This window comes from Lysinibacillus sp. NPDC056232, assembly GCF_042267565.1.
In the GTDB taxonomy this organism is placed as follows: domain Bacteria; phylum Bacillota; class Bacilli; order Bacillales_A; family Planococcaceae; genus Lysinibacillus.
This window is the reverse complement of record NZ_JBHJTF010000011.1, coordinates 1-15,010: the sequence shown is the minus strand read 5'-3', so window position 1 is coordinate 15,010 and position 15,010 is coordinate 1. Positions and strand designations below refer to the sequence as shown.

Annotated in this window: 20 protein-coding genes; 15 read left to right on the top strand and 5 right to left on the bottom strand. The window is 36.9% G+C overall.

Annotated features, from left to right (window positions below):
* Nucleotides 1–42 precede the first annotated feature (42 nt).
* Nucleotides 43–960 (bottom strand): alpha/beta hydrolase, encoded by a 918-nt coding sequence (locus ACFCYJ_RS10420; protein ID WP_376073890.1) that lies wholly within the window; start codon nucleotides 958–960, stop codon nucleotides 43–45.
* 172 nt (nucleotides 961–1,132) lie between these two features.
* Between ACFCYJ_RS10420 and ACFCYJ_RS10415 the strand changes: the two genes are divergently transcribed.
* From ACFCYJ_RS10415 to ACFCYJ_RS10400, 4 genes are all read left to right on the top strand, one after another.
* Nucleotides 1,133–1,612, top strand: coding sequence for a dihydrofolate reductase (locus ACFCYJ_RS10415; protein WP_376073888.1), 480 nt, complete (start codon nucleotides 1,133–1,135; stop codon nucleotides 1,610–1,612).
* 209 nt (nucleotides 1,613–1,821) lie between these two features.
* Complete coding sequence (locus ACFCYJ_RS10410) at nucleotides 1,822–2,031, top strand: hypothetical protein (RefSeq protein WP_376073886.1); 210 nt, start codon at nucleotides 1,822–1,824, stop codon at nucleotides 2,029–2,031.
* Nucleotides 2,028–2,174, top strand: a complete 147-nt coding sequence (locus ACFCYJ_RS10405) for a hypothetical protein (RefSeq protein WP_376073884.1) — start codon at nucleotides 2,028–2,030, stop codon at nucleotides 2,172–2,174. Before ACFCYJ_RS10410 ends, ACFCYJ_RS10405 begins: the two co-directional genes overlap by 4 nt.
* Nucleotides 2,175–2,373: 199 nt before the next feature.
* Complete coding sequence (locus ACFCYJ_RS10400) at nucleotides 2,374–2,868, top strand: HIT family protein (RefSeq protein WP_376074036.1); 495 nt, start codon at nucleotides 2,374–2,376, stop codon at nucleotides 2,866–2,868.
* A gap of 39 nt (nucleotides 2,869–2,907) precedes the next feature.
* On the opposite strand, the gene trhA is transcribed toward ACFCYJ_RS10400, so the two are convergent.
* Nucleotides 2,908–3,543, bottom strand: a complete 636-nt coding sequence (trhA, locus tag ACFCYJ_RS10395) for a PAQR family membrane homeostasis protein TrhA (RefSeq protein ID WP_376073882.1) — start codon at nucleotides 3,541–3,543, stop codon at nucleotides 2,908–2,910.
* A 272-nt stretch (nucleotides 3,544–3,815) separates the two neighbouring features.
* Between trhA and ACFCYJ_RS10390 the strand changes: the two genes are divergently transcribed.
* From ACFCYJ_RS10390 to ACFCYJ_RS10360, 7 genes are all read left to right on the top strand, one after another.
* A complete protein-coding gene (locus tag ACFCYJ_RS10390) occupies nucleotides 3,816–4,658 on the top strand; it encodes a DegV family protein (protein ID WP_376073880.1) in 843 nt (280 codons plus the stop codon).
* Between the two features lie 179 nt (nucleotides 4,659–4,837).
* Complete coding sequence (locus tag ACFCYJ_RS10385) at nucleotides 4,838–5,770, top strand: GDSL-type esterase/lipase family protein (protein ID WP_376073878.1); 933 nt, start codon at nucleotides 4,838–4,840, stop codon at nucleotides 5,768–5,770.
* Between the two features lie 4 nt (nucleotides 5,771–5,774).
* Nucleotides 5,775–6,350: a YpmS family protein gene (locus tag ACFCYJ_RS10380; RefSeq protein WP_376073876.1), complete on the top strand. Its 576-nt coding sequence runs from the start codon at nucleotides 5,775–5,777 to the stop codon at nucleotides 6,348–6,350.
* Nucleotides 6,351–6,362: 12 nt separating this feature from the next.
* Nucleotides 6,363–6,896, top strand: coding sequence for a peptide-methionine (S)-S-oxide reductase MsrA (gene msrA / locus ACFCYJ_RS10375; protein ID WP_376073874.1), 534 nt, complete (start codon nucleotides 6,363–6,365; stop codon nucleotides 6,894–6,896).
* Nucleotides 6,889–7,317 carry a peptide-methionine (R)-S-oxide reductase MsrB gene (gene msrB, locus ACFCYJ_RS10370; RefSeq protein ID WP_376073872.1) on the top strand — a complete coding sequence of 143 codons (429 nt, stop codon included), beginning with the start codon at nucleotides 6,889–6,891 and terminating at the stop codon, nucleotides 7,315–7,317. Before msrA ends, msrB begins: the two co-directional genes overlap by 8 nt.
* 71 nt (nucleotides 7,318–7,388) lie before the next feature.
* A complete protein-coding gene (locus ACFCYJ_RS10365; protein ID WP_376073871.1) occupies nucleotides 7,389–7,544 on the top strand; it encodes a hypothetical protein in 156 nt (51 codons plus the stop codon).
* 80 nt (nucleotides 7,545–7,624) lie between these two features.
* Nucleotides 7,625–7,750 carry a hypothetical protein gene (locus ACFCYJ_RS10360; protein WP_376073869.1) on the top strand — a complete coding sequence of 42 codons (126 nt, stop codon included), beginning with the start codon at nucleotides 7,625–7,627 and terminating at the stop codon, nucleotides 7,748–7,750.
* 108 nt (nucleotides 7,751–7,858) lie between these two features.
* Here the strand turns inward: ACFCYJ_RS10360 and ACFCYJ_RS10355 are convergent, their stop codons facing one another.
* Complete coding sequence (locus tag ACFCYJ_RS10355; protein WP_376073867.1) at nucleotides 7,859–9,697, bottom strand: methyl-accepting chemotaxis protein; 1,839 nt, start codon at nucleotides 9,695–9,697, stop codon at nucleotides 7,859–7,861.
* A 258-nt stretch (nucleotides 9,698–9,955) separates the two neighbouring features.
* Here ACFCYJ_RS10355 and ACFCYJ_RS10350 point away from each other — a divergent pair, with 258 nt between their 5' ends.
* The 3 genes from ACFCYJ_RS10350 to ACFCYJ_RS10340 all read left to right on the top strand — a co-directional run bounded on the left by ACFCYJ_RS10350 (nucleotide 9,956) and on the right by ACFCYJ_RS10340 (nucleotide 11,678).
* Entirely contained in the window at nucleotides 9,956–10,174 is a 219-nt protein-coding gene (locus ACFCYJ_RS10350) for a YozE family protein (protein ID WP_376073865.1), read from the top strand.
* A gap of 113 nt (nucleotides 10,175–10,287) precedes the next feature.
* A complete protein-coding gene (deoD, locus tag ACFCYJ_RS10345) occupies nucleotides 10,288–10,995 on the top strand; it encodes a purine-nucleoside phosphorylase (RefSeq protein ID WP_053485916.1) in 708 nt (235 codons plus the stop codon).
* Nucleotides 10,996–11,375: 380 nt separating this feature from the next.
* The gene (locus ACFCYJ_RS10340; RefSeq protein ID WP_376073863.1) at nucleotides 11,376–11,678 is read left to right on the top strand and encodes a YfzA family protein; all 303 of its coding nucleotides are present in this window, start codon (nucleotides 11,376–11,378) and stop codon (nucleotides 11,676–11,678) included.
* A gap of 173 nt (nucleotides 11,679–11,851) precedes the next feature.
* On the opposite strand, the gene ACFCYJ_RS10335 is transcribed toward ACFCYJ_RS10340, so the two are convergent.
* Both ACFCYJ_RS10335 and ACFCYJ_RS10330 read right to left on the bottom strand, forming a co-directional pair.
* Nucleotides 11,852–12,385 carry a hypothetical protein gene (locus ACFCYJ_RS10335; RefSeq protein WP_376073861.1) on the bottom strand — a complete coding sequence of 178 codons (534 nt, stop codon included), beginning with the start codon at nucleotides 12,383–12,385 and terminating at the stop codon, nucleotides 11,852–11,854.
* Nucleotides 12,386–13,157: 772 nt separating this feature from the next.
* Nucleotides 13,158–13,502 (bottom strand): DUF6176 family protein, encoded by a 345-nt coding sequence (locus tag ACFCYJ_RS10330; RefSeq protein WP_376073859.1) that lies wholly within the window; start codon nucleotides 13,500–13,502, stop codon nucleotides 13,158–13,160.
* A gap of 462 nt (nucleotides 13,503–13,964) precedes the next feature.
* On the opposite strand from ACFCYJ_RS10330, the gene ACFCYJ_RS10325 reads away from it, so the two are divergent.
* A complete protein-coding gene (locus tag ACFCYJ_RS10325; RefSeq protein ID WP_376073857.1) occupies nucleotides 13,965–14,852 on the top strand; it encodes a DMT family transporter in 888 nt (295 codons plus the stop codon).
* The last annotated feature ends 158 nt before the right edge of the window (nucleotides 14,853–15,010 follow it).

The window sequence follows — 15,010 nt, the reverse complement described above, 5'->3', positions numbered from 1 at the left end:
ATTTTGCTCTATTATCGCATTATTTTATGCTGATAGACAAACTTATTTTACGAAATTAGCAATTTTTTCAGCTGTTTCAATCGTCGCTTGCTCGAAAAAATTCATTTTACTAAAGTAGCTATGGATTAAACCGGTCATGTTTACATGTTCAACAGTCACTCCGGCATCCGTAAGTTTTTGGGCATATGCATGACCTTCATCGTAGAGAACATCTGCCTCTGCAGCAATAATGATCGTTTTTGGTAAAACACTTAAATCTTCAATCTGAAGTGGAGAAACAAGTGGATCCATATAGTTTTGTTCATCTGTGTAATGGCCCGCAAACCACTGCATTCCTTGTTTGTCTAAGCCAAAGTGTTCGCCGTATGCATTGTAAGAAGTCGTTGTAAAATCAACATTGACTACAGGATAAATAAGTGCCTGCGCTTTAATCACTGGTCCATTTAATGTAGCAGCTAAATAGGCAGCTACCGTTGCTAAGTTTCCGCCCGCGCTATCACCAGCGATTGTCAGATTTGCAGTATCTCCACCGAAATTTTGGATGTTTTCGCTAACCCACACTAAAGCGTCATAGGCATCGTAAAGCGGTGTAGGGAATGGGTATTCTGGAGCTAGGCGATAATCAACCGAGACAACGATTGCTTGTGCTTTTTCTGCTAGTAGCTGACAGCCTGCATCGGTAGAGTCTACATTTCCAAATACCCAACCGCCTCCATGATAATAAACAATGACAGGAAGCTTTTTGTCTAAAATAGGTCTATAAATGCGCACATTAATTTGTGCGCCATCTCGAACTGTTATTTTTCTATTGTCAATTGCCGCAAGCTGTGGTGCGTGTGGTGACGTCCATTTTGGCACAACTCGAATGGCTCTCGCTTCTTGTGGTGTTAAATCATAGTATTGTTTAGAAGAATCACTTGCTTTAATATAACGGATCGCTTCATCTCTTAACTTCGTCATCTTCATCAATCCTTTAAATTTCTTTTATTAATCTTATTATAAACTATTCTTATAAAATTACTAGGATTTAATATCGGATAAGAAAATAATTTAATTTCTCAGCAGAAATAATCTGATTGTAAAGTAAAATTATGTTTATAATATAATGAACGATAGAATTTGGAGGGACAAGATGATTTCTTTAATTGTGGCACATGATAATAATAATGTGATTGGTTATGAAAATGGCATGCCATGGCATTTGCCTGGGGATTTAAAATATTTTAAAGATAAAACGATGGGGAAACCAATGATTATGGGGCGTAAAACATTCGAATCTATCGGTAGACCGCTTCCTGGTCGACGCAATATTGTCATTACTCGTGACGCAAGTTATCATGCGGACGGGATTGAAGTGGTGACAAGCTTAGAGGGTGCCCTCGCCCTTGCTGGGGATGTTCCAGAAATTATGATTATTGGCGGCGAGCAAATTTTCCTCTTATGCATGGATATCGCAGATCGCTTGTACATTACAAAAATCAATCATGCATTTAATGGGGATACATACTTCCCGGAATATGAGCAGGATTTTGTAGAAGTTTCCTCAGAGGAGCCAGAAACTGCACCAGAGGGTTACACATTCCAATATCAGATTTTTGAGCGTAAGAACTAAAGAAAATAGGTACTACGAAGCACGGTTATGCATGACCGTGCTTTTTTTCGTTCCTAAATAAAGGTGTTTGGAAATATTTGTAGAATAAATGATTGTAAAGCTCATCAGCATAACGTGGGGTTGATTTACGTTCCGGCTGAGCTCTTTAAATTCGATACGTCCATCGCAGTGCCGGAAGAGTCTTCGAAGCGACGGAAAGAAACGTCGAAGTGACGGAAAGAGCCACCAAAGCGACGGAAAGAAACGTCGGAGTGACGGAAAGAGTCGTCGAAGCGACAGAAGAGCAATCAAGCGACGGAAAGAAACGTCGAAGTGACGGAAAGAGTCGTCGAAGCGACGGAAGAGCAATCAAGCGACGGATAGAAACGACGAAACGACGGAAGGGGCCACCAAAGCGACGGAAAGAAACGTCGGTGTGACGGAAGAGCAATCAAGCGACGGAAAGAAACGTCGAAGTGACGGAAAGAGCCACCAAAGCGACGGAAAGAAACGTCGGAGTGACGGAAAGAGTCGTCGAAGCGACGGAAGAGCAATCAAGCGACGGAAAGAAACGTCGAAGTGACGGAAAGAGCCACCAAAGCGACGGAAAGAAACGTCGAAGTGACGGAAGAGCAATCAAGCGACGGATAGAAACGACGAAGCGACGGAAAGGGCCACCAAAGCGACGGATAGAAACGACGAAACGACGAATAATTGACCCTTATAATGGGGAAAAAACGCTTAACATTCCAATTGTTGAATCAAACAAAAGGGGAACATCTATGAGAAAAATAACCTTATCAAATGGAGAAACGGTAGAAGTTGAATGTTTGAGCTGTGCAATTACAAGCGGACTCATCGAACCAGATGGGGGCGTAGTGATTGAAACAGACTATTTTCATGCCCATCAAGATGTTGCTTATCCGATAAAAGGATTAATCATCTTGGCTTCTAAGCGCCATATTAAATGTTTTGATGAGCTAAACGATGAGGAAAAAATGGATTATATAAACCTTTTATCTAAAATTAGAAAGGCTCAAAGGGATGTTCTAGGAATAGAATATGTTTATTATTTTTATAATGAAGATACGACACATCATTTTCATACTTGGATGGTGCCGCGCTATGAATGGATGTATGATTTTGGACGTTCAGTAGAATCGGTTAGACCTGTTTTACTTCATGCTCGAAATGAAATGAATAATAAAGAAGATATGCAAGAAATGATATGGGCAATAAAGGCATTAACGAAGGAATTAATAGGTAATAACAAATAACAAAAATCGCTTCTTTTTTACGGAAGCGATTTTTGTTATTTATAAGTAAAAATAAACACAAGCATACATCGCGCCACATCCAGCTAGCACAAATAGATGCCAAATCGTATGATTGTAGGGAAGTGAACGCCATGCGTAAAAGAGCGCTCCAATCGTATAGAAAAGCCCACCTGCTAATAGTAAAGCAAAACCATGAAAACCTAAGAAAAGATAGACAGGTTTAACGGCAAATATAATCAGCCAGCCCATACCGATGTAAAAAATTAAAGAAAGCTTCTCAAATCGATTAATAAAAAAGCATTTAAAAATAACACCTAGTATCGCAAGTGACCAAATAATACATAATAACGTAATACCTAGCGTGCCACCAATTGCGATTAAAAGGAAAGGTGTATACGTTCCTGCAATTAAAATGTAAATAGAAGAATGGTCCAGAATGGCGAAAAAGTGCTTGTATTTTTCTGGCATGCTATGTAGCAACGTTGACATTAAAAATAAAATGATCACAGAGGCACCAAAAATAGTAAACGTAGTAATTTGGAGTGCGCTACCGGTTTGTACAGCTGCTAAAATAAGAACAACTAGTGCTGGAATACTTGCGATAAATCCAATGCCATGTGTAATGGCATTCCACAATTCTTCCTTCCATGTTTTATAGTCAAAAGAATCAATCATATCGAACACTCCTTTCGTGTATACATTTACTATACCCCAATAATTTTCATCCTAGTATTTACATTTGTCATGTTTTCGACATCAAAAGTGTCATATAAATGTGAAATGCATGGGGACATTGTTAGACAAGGGCTTAACAAAGCGCTATAGTATCCAAGGTAACGATTTCATAATGGACTGCAATGAGTGAAACCTAATGACAAATGTCATGTTTACATAATGATTCATTAGTCTATATAATAAATTTTAATGAAGTAAAAGGATGTGTCGAAGTGGGACGAATTCATATAGTAACGGACTCAACTTGTGATTTAACAAAAGAAGAAGTAGCGCAGCATGGTATACATATTGTGCCTTTAACAATTCAAATTGATGATAAAACTTATATAGATGGTGTTGATTTAGAGCCACAACCTTTTTTAGGTTTAATGAAAAATGCTAAAAACCTACCAAAAAGTTCACAACCTGCACCGGGAAAATTTAAAGAATTATACGATGAGCTAGGGAAAGACGGAGATCAAATTATTTCCATTCATATGACAGGTAGTATGAGCGGAACAGTGGAATCAGCTCGTCAGGCAGCGCAAATGTCCGACTCCGATGTAACTGTAATCGATTCACGTTTTATTACCACAGGTCTAGCCATTCAAATTCGAGAGGCTATTAAAATGCGCGATGCAGGTGCTACTGTCGAGGAAATTATTAAGCGTCTTGAGAAAGTGCGCGAAAATACGTATTTATATGTTATTGTCGACACACTTGAAAATTTAATTAAAGGCGGACGAATTGGGAAAGGTACAGGGTTTATCGGTTCTTTGCTGAACATAAAAGTTATTGCAAACTTAGAAGGTGGCGCATACAATCCCGTATCCAAAGTACGTAGCCATAAACAGGTTGTGAACTACTTATTTAAACAATTCCAAGCTGACACTGCTGGAAAAACAGTAAAAACAGTTGGAATTTCTCATGCTGAGGGTCTAACAACGATGGGTGGACCTTTAAAAGAATTAATCGAGGGAACAGGTTTTAATGACGTAGAAATTAACTTTACTTCACCAATCATCTCGACACATACTGGCCCAGGTGCAATCGGTTTTATTTATTTTGCAGAATAATATATGAGAGCTACTACATAAATAATTGTAGTGGCTTTTTATTTTAGGAATGGTGCATGCCTCTTTATACGAAAAAAGCTGTAAACATACATTTTTACTCAATACTTAGGTATAGTCACTTTTCATTGCAGCATGAACTATTCTATAATAGAAGTAAGCAAATGATGGAAGGTGGTCAAATGAGCATTTGGCGAATAATAGTTTTGTCATGTTTGACCGTCTTAGTACTAAGTGGTTGTGCAATATCAATAGATGAACCGAATCCGCAAGCTGAACCAGAAGGGGAGCACGCAGGGACGGAGCAAGATATGAAACAGGATGAGCAACAAACAGAAAATGAGGAAAAAACCTCAAAGAATGTATTGACGCAAATTTTTGAACATTTTTTTGAGCCATCACCTGAGGATTTACGGAAAATTGATAATAATAACGCAAAGCAACTACATTACTTAGCACTCGGAGATTCTTTAACAGCAGGTGTGGGTGATGAGTATAGTAAAGACGGTTATGTTGGAAGATTAACAGATTCAATAAAAGCTTGGCCCTCTATTTCTGAGGTTGAAGTCGATAATCGAGGAAAAAGAGGAAGACGTAGTGATCAGCTATTAAAATTAGTGGAAAAAGGGCATTATGATGAAGAGTTGCAAAAAGCACAGTTCATTTCCATTACAATGGGTGGAAACGATGTCATGAAAATCGTTAAACACGATCTGTTTAATTTGAAACGAAATGCTTTTGATAAAGAATTGCGGGCGTATAAGAAACGCTATAGTAAAATTATTGAAGGCATACGAGAGAAAAATTCAACAGTGCCTTTATTACTTATCGGTTTTTATAATCCATTCTCGATCGTGACAAATGAAGCGAATGAATTTGATTCGATTATTACGGAGTGGAATAAAGTCATTGAGGACATAGCAAAGAAAGATAAGAATGCATGCTATGTATCAGTGGAAGACCTGTTTGATTCAAATAAAGAGCTCGTTTATCATACGGATTTCTTCCATCCAAATGCAAAAGGCTATGACAAAATGAATGAGCGAATTTTAAAGGCAATGGAGAAGTGTAACATGGAACAAAAGATTAACAAGGAAATAGGCTACGAGGAGTGACAAAATGAATAAGTGGAAATTTGCATTTTTTGCTTTAGCGGGCACACTGCTTTTTGCAATCCTCCTCGTCGTTTTTTTAGCAACTAGACCAGTAGATGGAGTAAATTTAGCGGAAAGTTCAAAAGCTGAAAGTGAAGTAAAAGGAAATGTACTTGTTGTGCAAACAACAAGGAAGGAATTGGAATCTATATCGAAGAAGTATTTAAAGGATGCGGGATCACCATTACCGTTGGACTTTACGATTGGTGACGATATTCAATTGAAAAGTACATTAAAGGTTTTCTATACAGAAATCGACATTTCTATGAACTTCGATCCGATAGTTGATGAGAAAGGAAATATTATTTTAAAACAGACAGGAATGAATGTTGGGCTGTTAAATATTCCACCTGAGACAACCATGAAAATTATGCGAGACACGGTGGATTTCCCTTCATGGATTTCAATTAATCCAAATAAGGCAGAAATCTATATTGACTTATCACGCATTAACATTGCTTCAGGATCTCGTATCAAGGCAAAAGAAGTAGACTTGCCAAAGGATAAAATTTTACTAGAAATTATTGTTCCCGGTGAATAAGGAGTGAGATAAATGGCAAAGCAATACGCAACATTTGCAGGTGGTTGTTTTTGGTGTATGGTCAAGCCCTTTGACGAAACACCTGGCATTGAATCAGTAATTTCCGGTTATACGGGTGGACATGTTGTCAATCCAACATATGAACAAGTATGCTCCGAAACGACAGGGCATGTTGAAGCGGTGCAAATTCTGTTTGATGATGAGCTATACTCTTATGAACAATTACTCGCGACATTTTGGACATTAATTGATCCAACAGACGCTGGGGGACAATTTTATGATCGTGGAGAATCCTACACAACCGCGATTTTTTATCACAATGATGAGCAACATGAGTTGGCTGAACGTTCTAAAGCAGATTTACAGGCATCCGGTAAATTCGATAAGCCTATCGCAGTGAAAATTTTACCAGCAAGTTCGTTTTACCCGGCTGAAGGCTATCATCAATATTATTATAAAAAAAATCCAATGCACTATGAGCGCTATGCTGTCGGGTCTGGTCGCAAAGCGTTTCAGGAGACACACTGGGGGCTGAAAAATGAGTAAAGAACAACGTTTACAACAGTTAACGGACTTGCAATATTACGTGACACAGGAAAATGGTACAGAGCCACCGTTCCGTAATGAATATGACAAGCACTTTGAAGAAGGTATTTATGTAGATATCGTGTCAGGGAAGCCATTATTTAGCTCGCTTGATAAATTCGATTCGGGCTGTGGCTGGCCAGCATTTGCCAAGCCGGTTGAAAAGGAAGAAGTCACGGAGCATTTCGATACATCTCATGGAATGCGTCGCGTAGAAGTTCGAAGCAAAGAAGCCGATTCCCATTTAGGACATGTCTTTCCTGATGGACCAAGTGATCTTGGAGGCTTACGCTATTGTATTAACTCCGCTGCTCTCCGCTTTGTACCAAAAGAGGATTTAGAAAAAGAAGGCTATGCAGAATACCTTTCGTTATTTAAATAATAAAAACTCCTAGCATGGATATATCGTGCTAGGAGTTTTTTTATGGTTTTAAAATGATTTTGGTATCGTGAGTGACGGATAGAAATGTCGAAGCGACGGAAAGGGTCATTGTAGCGACGGATAGACTTGTCCAAACGACGGAAAGAGCAAACGTAACGACGGAAAGAAATGTCGAAGTGACGGAAAGAGTCATCGTAACGACGGATGACCAATCAAGCGATGGATAGACTCGTCAAAACGACGGAAAGAGCAAATGTAACGACGGAAAGAAATGTCGAAGTGACGGAAAGAGTCATCGGAACGACGGATGACCAATCAAGCGGCGGATAGACTTGTCCAAACGACGGAAAGAGCAAACATAACGACGGAAAGAAACGTCCAAGTGACGGAAAGAATCATCGGAACGACGGATGACCAATCAAGCGACGGATAGACTTGTCAAAGCACTAATTGAATGTCATTAAATTAGGTTCCAGAACGTTTGGGAAAGCTCGATATTGGGCTTCACCCAAACATGTGATAGAGAACCTATTAGGGCGCTTTAAACTTTAAATTCACTGACAAGATTTCGCAGACTATCTGCTTGTTGAGCAAGCTCTGTGGCAGCGGCATTAATTTCCTGCATGGATGCAGATCCTTGAGTTGCCGCAGCAGCAGAAGTGACTGTGTTGGTAGCTGATTGTTCAGCATAGGCATTCACATGGACAAAATCATTCGCTACAGCGTTACTATAATCAAGTGTTAGTGCAATTTTCTCCACCATAGTCGCGATAATTGTCGTCGTTTCTTTCGTATGCGTTAAAATATTGGTTAAAGATTGGTTTGTTTCATTCGTTACTTCAACGCCACGAATAACAGACGATACACCCTCGTGGTTTTGAGAGATGATGGATGTTACTTCGTCTTGAATGGACGTTACAATGGATGTTACTTCTTTTGCGGCAGTTTGCGATTGTACTGCTAGCTTTCGAACTTCATCAGCGACAACGGCAAAGCCTAGTCCGTGTTCACCAGCGCGTGCTGCCTCAATCGCAGCATTTAAGGCAAGTAAATTTGTTTGCTCTGAAATGGCAGTAATTGTGCCGATAATAGATGTTATGTCGGCGGATTTTCGACCAAGTGCTTCAACTGTGGTAGTCGTGGAGGCCATCGTTTCTTCTATAGCTTGCATGACTAATGAAGATTGTTGAACGGAGCGACTGCCATCATTAGCCGCTTGCTGCATAGCGAATGATGCACGCTGAACAGCATTTGCTTGCTCATTTAACTGGTGCACAGAATGCTCAAGATCACTCATTTTTTGTTGCGCGCTCGTCATACTTGAAATCGTATTCTCGCTATCGCATGCAATATCAGCTGTAGCATCTGCAATATTCTGTATAGTATGGGCATTTTCATCGGCTAAAGACATTAGCTCTTGGCTACTGCTGGAAACGTGGTCCGCCAGATTACTAACACGTTTCATCAAATTAGATATCGATTCAATCAGCGTATTGGTTGAAGCGGCAATAGTTGAGAACTCGTCATGATTACGAACTTTAACACGTCGTGTCAAATCGCCACCAGCTTGTGCAATATCGAGAATGGAATGGTTAATAGCCTGGGTATTGTTTCTTAATGATTTAAATAACATATAACCAAAAATGATAATGGCAATAAATCCAAGTATTGAAATGAAGAAGAAAGAAGTAATAGATAGTGTAACTTGCTTGTTAAGCTTATCTAATTTTGCTTTATTTGCATCATCCATAACCTCATTAATAGACTCGATATTTTTATCAATATACACCTTCATTGTTTCTCCAGTACCGCCCATCATGAGCTTACGGGCTTGTTCGAGACCAAGTTCATCACGCATTGTCATTACCTTTTTAGAATATTCAAGGTAATTTTTATAATATTGATCAATTGCCTGTATATGACCTAACTCTAGCTCTCTTTCTGTAAACTGCATTTCTAGGGATTTCATTTTTTTATCGATGGAATCAATTTTCATATTATAAGAAGTAGAAAAGTTCCCATTCCCGGTAATTAAATAGGCTTGTTCTAAATTGGTGAGCCTCGCAATTTCATACGCAAGTTGGTTAACGGTTAATTGTTCCTGAACGTTTTTCTCAGTAAAATCCTTCATTTGGCTTTGCAGATTTTGAATATTGATATACGATAATAAACCCATTGTGCCATTTATAACGATAAGGAGAGAAAATATAATAAGTACTTTGCCTCGAATTAAATGGTAAAAACGTTGTCGTTTTTCTTTGGTGTGAGGGAGATTATGCCTATTGCCTTCTAAAACATTTGCGTTCTTTTTTGAAAAGCTGTTTTTAAAGAGAGACGGGCGCTTCTTTACGGAGTTTCTGTATTTATGAGAGTTTTTCATCGCCATCACCTTCCTATTTTTGAATAGTTGATTTAAATTTTACCTTATTTTACTAGGTATTTCTATTCCTTTTTTCTAATAATTTTCATTTTTCAGATAAAAAATACATATTATTTTTCTGTGAGGAAAGTCCAGTGAAATTGTAAGTTTGTTCTACTAATTATAGTAGGAGAAAATACTTAATGGATATTTTTGTGACTATGAAGGTATTTTTTGATAAACTAGCGGAAAGTAGATGAGTAAGAAGGGGATTTAAGTATGAAAAAGAGCTTTTATTTGTATGCACTAACATTCAGAGGTGGGGATTGGTCAGATGCGAGGGTGCGATTTGCAGAGGAAGTGTTCAATGAGCATAATTTTCCGAAGCAGAGCATGGACTTTGATGAGCTTTCTTCCTATATCGAATCTTACGCCACAGATAACTTAAAAATAGAAGTATTTGATGAGTTGTGGTCATTATACGCAGATCTCGCATGACATAAGTTAAAACAATTAAATTTATTTCAAGTTGCTAGACGTCTAGCGTTGCGAAAATACGAGAAACACAGTATTATTTATAGTGATAACTGACAGAAAAGAGGGATTGCAGTATGAGTATTCATATTAATGCAAAAAAAGGCGAAATCGCTGACACAATTTTACTTCCAGGAGATCCATTACGTGCTAAGTACATTGCTGAAACGTTTTTAGAAGATGTTACTTGCTATAACGAAGTTCGTAACATGTTTGGTTATACAGGTACGTACAAAGGTAAACGTATTTCTGTACAAGGTACTGGTATGGGTGTGCCTTCAATCTCGATTTACGCTACAGAATTAATGCAAGAATATGATGTTCAAAAATTAATCCGCGTAGGTACTTGTGGTGCAATTCAAAAAGATGTAAAAGTTCGTGACGTCATTTTAGCGCAAGCAGCAACATCTGATACACGTATGAACCAAATCATTTGGGGTGGCGCTATCGACTTCGCACCAATCTCTGACTTTGATTTATTATTAAAAGCATACAATGCAGGTAAAGAGGCAGGTTTAAACTTACAAGTAGGTAATATCTTTACAGCAGATATGTTCTATTCTGATGAAAATCAAAACGAAAAATTAGCTCAATACGGCGTACTTGCTGTAGAAATGGAATCAGCAGCTCTTTACACATTAGCAGCAAAACATGGCCGTAAAGCACTTTCTATTCTAACAGTAAGTGACCACATTTTAACTGGCGAAGTAACAACATCTGAAGAACGCCAAACTACATTCAACGATATGATCGTTGTTGCTTTAGAGGCAGCGATTCAAGAGTAGTTGTATCAAGGATTTGGAGTTTGGAATAAATTCAAAGAGACTAACCCTTTAAGTCTTATAGTAATTGCCTGTTAGGTGACTGAATAACTCAGCGCCTAATGGGCTTTTTTATTTATTACAAATTATCGAAAAGGACACTTGCTTGAGCCTTTTGGTTATCTGATATGTGTGAATAGGTATTTAGTGTTTCGTTGACGCGTTCACCCAAATTTTAACAGAATCTTTGTTTTGATTTTACATACTTCCTTAGCTCTGTCATAAGTAGCCTTGGGTTATGTGCAATACAACGAAATTGATAGGGGTATATAAAAAGTAAAAATATGTTTAATTTTGAAACTTATTCCCAAATTTTACGTATAATTATTAGAGGGGGATATAACTTGGCTAATAAACGTAAAAATTCAATTCCATTTTGGAAAAAATCGTGGGTAGTACTTATTTGTTCATTTTTATTGTCACAGATACTATTTATTACATTTGAAGTAACAGGGTGGATACCTAATTTGAAAGATATTGATGGAACTCTATTCGGAAGAATTGCGGAATCTTCAATTTTCAATGAGTGGTTTGCTTTCTATGACACAATACATTTTAATTTATTTACTGTCTTTTTTGGTATAGTACTTCTTGTGCCAGGAATAATAAATGCAATAATAGATATTTTTTCTCCGAGGCTTAGATAGGTAAAGACACTCAAAAACTGTTATCGAGTAATAAATACGTATGCATTAGTTAATAATTGATAAAAGCGGAATTATATATAATTTTGAAATGCTTTTGAAAAATCTGTAATGTGCTGAGCTTAGAGATAAAAATAATCTGAAGTAATAATGTAAACACCCTCTGTTAGGCTTGCTTAAAAAAAGCTGATATCGGGATCAGCGGTGTTATATTGTTTTGGGAATAGAAATCCTGTGGTGTATGATGAAAATTGACCATTTAATCGGAAAGCTTTTTCAATTTCAACTGCAGCGCGACGTGCGTCTTCTACGGACCTCTTTCCGGTAACGATGTCATTCATCAAGTTTAAAGCCATAAAATTCGCTGCTTCTTGATCGCATTTCGCAGAAGTTTCACCTGCCGTTCGGTCCGGATATAAGCTGCCATCAAACTTTGCTAAATCATCAAAAAATTGAACAGGTACTTTATAATCTATGGTTTGTTCCAAATAATCAAGATGGGGAGTAGGTGTGTTATGAGGAACTGTATCAAGATGAACAATCGTACGCTTCCAAGGACCATTGTTATACCAGATGATTCTTCTAGAACTTGCTTCATTTGGTAAACCATATTTATTTATTAAAAAATAAACAGTATTTTTTGGTTCTCCAGTCCAGCTCTCCAAAATTTGATATAAATTTGGATGATAACCGCTTAACCCATAATACATTGATAATACCTCCAGATAGTTTTTTTATTATATGTTAAGTATTTGTACATAGTTACAGTGTAGTAAGTTGGAGAGTAACAACCAAAAATATTATGTTTAATTTACCTTGGGGTATGTACAATATGATTTTCACCTGTCTTTGTACAGTCTAAAAAAACGTTTCTCTAATTTGTCATATTGCAGTGTACAGTCGATAAAGATCGTATTGTTTGTAAAGCTAATGAATCAAAACGCCAACCATGTAATCTCACTCATACGCAAACCACAGATCATTACAGACTGATTTGTAATTGATGCCTGATGTAGAGATTAGGCATGATTGGTAAGACTTGTTGTATTTGTGTCTCGAATAACCCTGTTAAATCAGAATAGGAGTTCTATTCTAAATCCATGTCTACTATGATACTGTAGGAAATATTGAGCTTAGAAATAACCCAAGATTCAAAAATTTTATCTATTTTCTTTTTAATTTCTTCTTTGTGCATATTCTCATCAATATCTAATTCTTCAAAAGTAAACGTTTCTCGTATTCTATCTTCATATTTAGTATCAACCGCAAAAGTAAAGTGAGTATGTACAATCTTAATGAATTGTTAAAAGCTATTGTAGAGGCATTGAACCAAGAGTAGAGGTAGGTTGACTAATCGTTGCTACAGAGCTATTTGTAGGGGGGATTTAGGAATCAAAACAAAGGGACTTACAGATAGGAAGTTCAGTCCTAAACGCAAGTCCTAATCTTCTTAAACTAAATTCTACGTTAGTAAGAAAGTGCTTAATTCATAGAATTTCGTACTTTTTCAGGAATCATCACTACTTCAGTTTTTAAATCTACAGGTTTAAAAGTTTCATCAATACATTCATCCCAGTATTCAATGTGTTTTTTATCTATCCAATGTTCTGATTCATCGACATCCATTCCACCTGTCCCTTGAACAGCATACCAATACAAATATTCTTCTCCATTTAACACTTCTCGAAAAATCGTTTCAACGTACATTTTCTCGCCTTCAAGGGTAACTAGAACATCTTCCATATTTTCATTCAAGAAAGCTAACCACTCATTTACTTTTTCTGTTTTACCTTGTTTCACTCGAAATCGTGTGCACTCAATATTCATTGTACTTTGTTCCTTTCTATTTTTTCTCTATATTAATACTACTACATTTTAACATAGTAAATTTTATTTTCATATTTTTCTGAATTATGTTGTAGAGTCAACCGTAGAAATCTGATTGACTATTTTTATTCCATTTTAATAGTAGCTGGAGTAGAATGGACCTGCATGATCCCGTATAAAGGCGAAGATATGAATGACAAGGTAAATAGGGGTTATCCTGAATCATTATTTTCTAGGTACGACAACATCACATCTGTAATTATATTGGAATAAATTCCGTTGCTTTGAGAAGTCTAACAAAATAGATGCAGGATATGAAAGAAACCTTTTTACAAACATAATATGCGATGATACTATATATTAGGCGATAATTTCAAATGGAGGAATTCTTTCCTAGAATGACTGGATATTCTCTTTAGATATTTCGTTAATTAAAGAACGACAGAAGGTATAGTAAATAAAGTGACAAATCTAATGTATGTATTTTGTTTAATAGTATGGGGACTTAATTTTATTGCAGTGAAAATTCAAGGAACGCCAGTAAGCTTGGAATTATCCTTGACTTATCGACTAGTTATTACTGCATTTTTATTTATTGTACTAGTATTGTTTCTTAAGCCAAAAGGGATGCCTGCACGTAAAGATATACCTTTTATCATTGTGTTTGGTGTCTGTAACTTTGCTTTAAGTTACTTATGTTTATACTACGCAACAATATTAAGTTCAGCAGCAATTGTAACATTAATCTTTTCGTTAAAAGTGATATTGACGCCGCTAGCTCTTCGTATTTTCTTAAAAGAGCAACTACATCCTCGTGTTTTGTTTGGAGGAGTACTAGGAGTGTTGGGTGTTTGTGTTCTCATTTATCCTTCTTTAAGTAGTTTTTCTAGCTTAGCTGTTCTAAAAGGCATTTTGATTGCTCTTTTAGGTACAGTACTTACAGCTATTGGTGATGTAAGTTCTGCGAGAAACGCCAGAGTAAAGATTGACCCTATTTATTCGAATGCTATTGGTTTTACTGTTGGAAGTATTTTAATGTCAATTATTGTCTTGTTACAGGGGCAAAAGATCATCATTCCTACATCCATAACATACATATCAGCTTTATTGTACTTAACATTAATAGCATCTTTCTTAGCATGGCTATTTTATTTAAAGCTTGTTGAAAGAATAGGTGCTGCAAAAAGCGGGTACATGGTAGCTTTATTTCCGGTAATTGGAGGGATAGCCTCTGTTCTAATTGGAGAATCACCGCTTTCAATTTATTTGATAATAGGATGTCTATCTAGCTGTCTAGGTGCAGCTATAGCATTAGGGTTTAGAATTCCCCGTAGAATTAAACAAACGTAATTCTTATTTTTGGGACAACGTAAATGATATAAGGAATTATGATTATAGCAGGCCACCTCAGAATAAAGTGTACCCTTTGTAAAGGACATTTTGAAAAAAAGCTAGGCAACTTTTTGAAGCTGCTGTCTGTATTTTGCAGGCGGCAGCTTTTTCAAGTT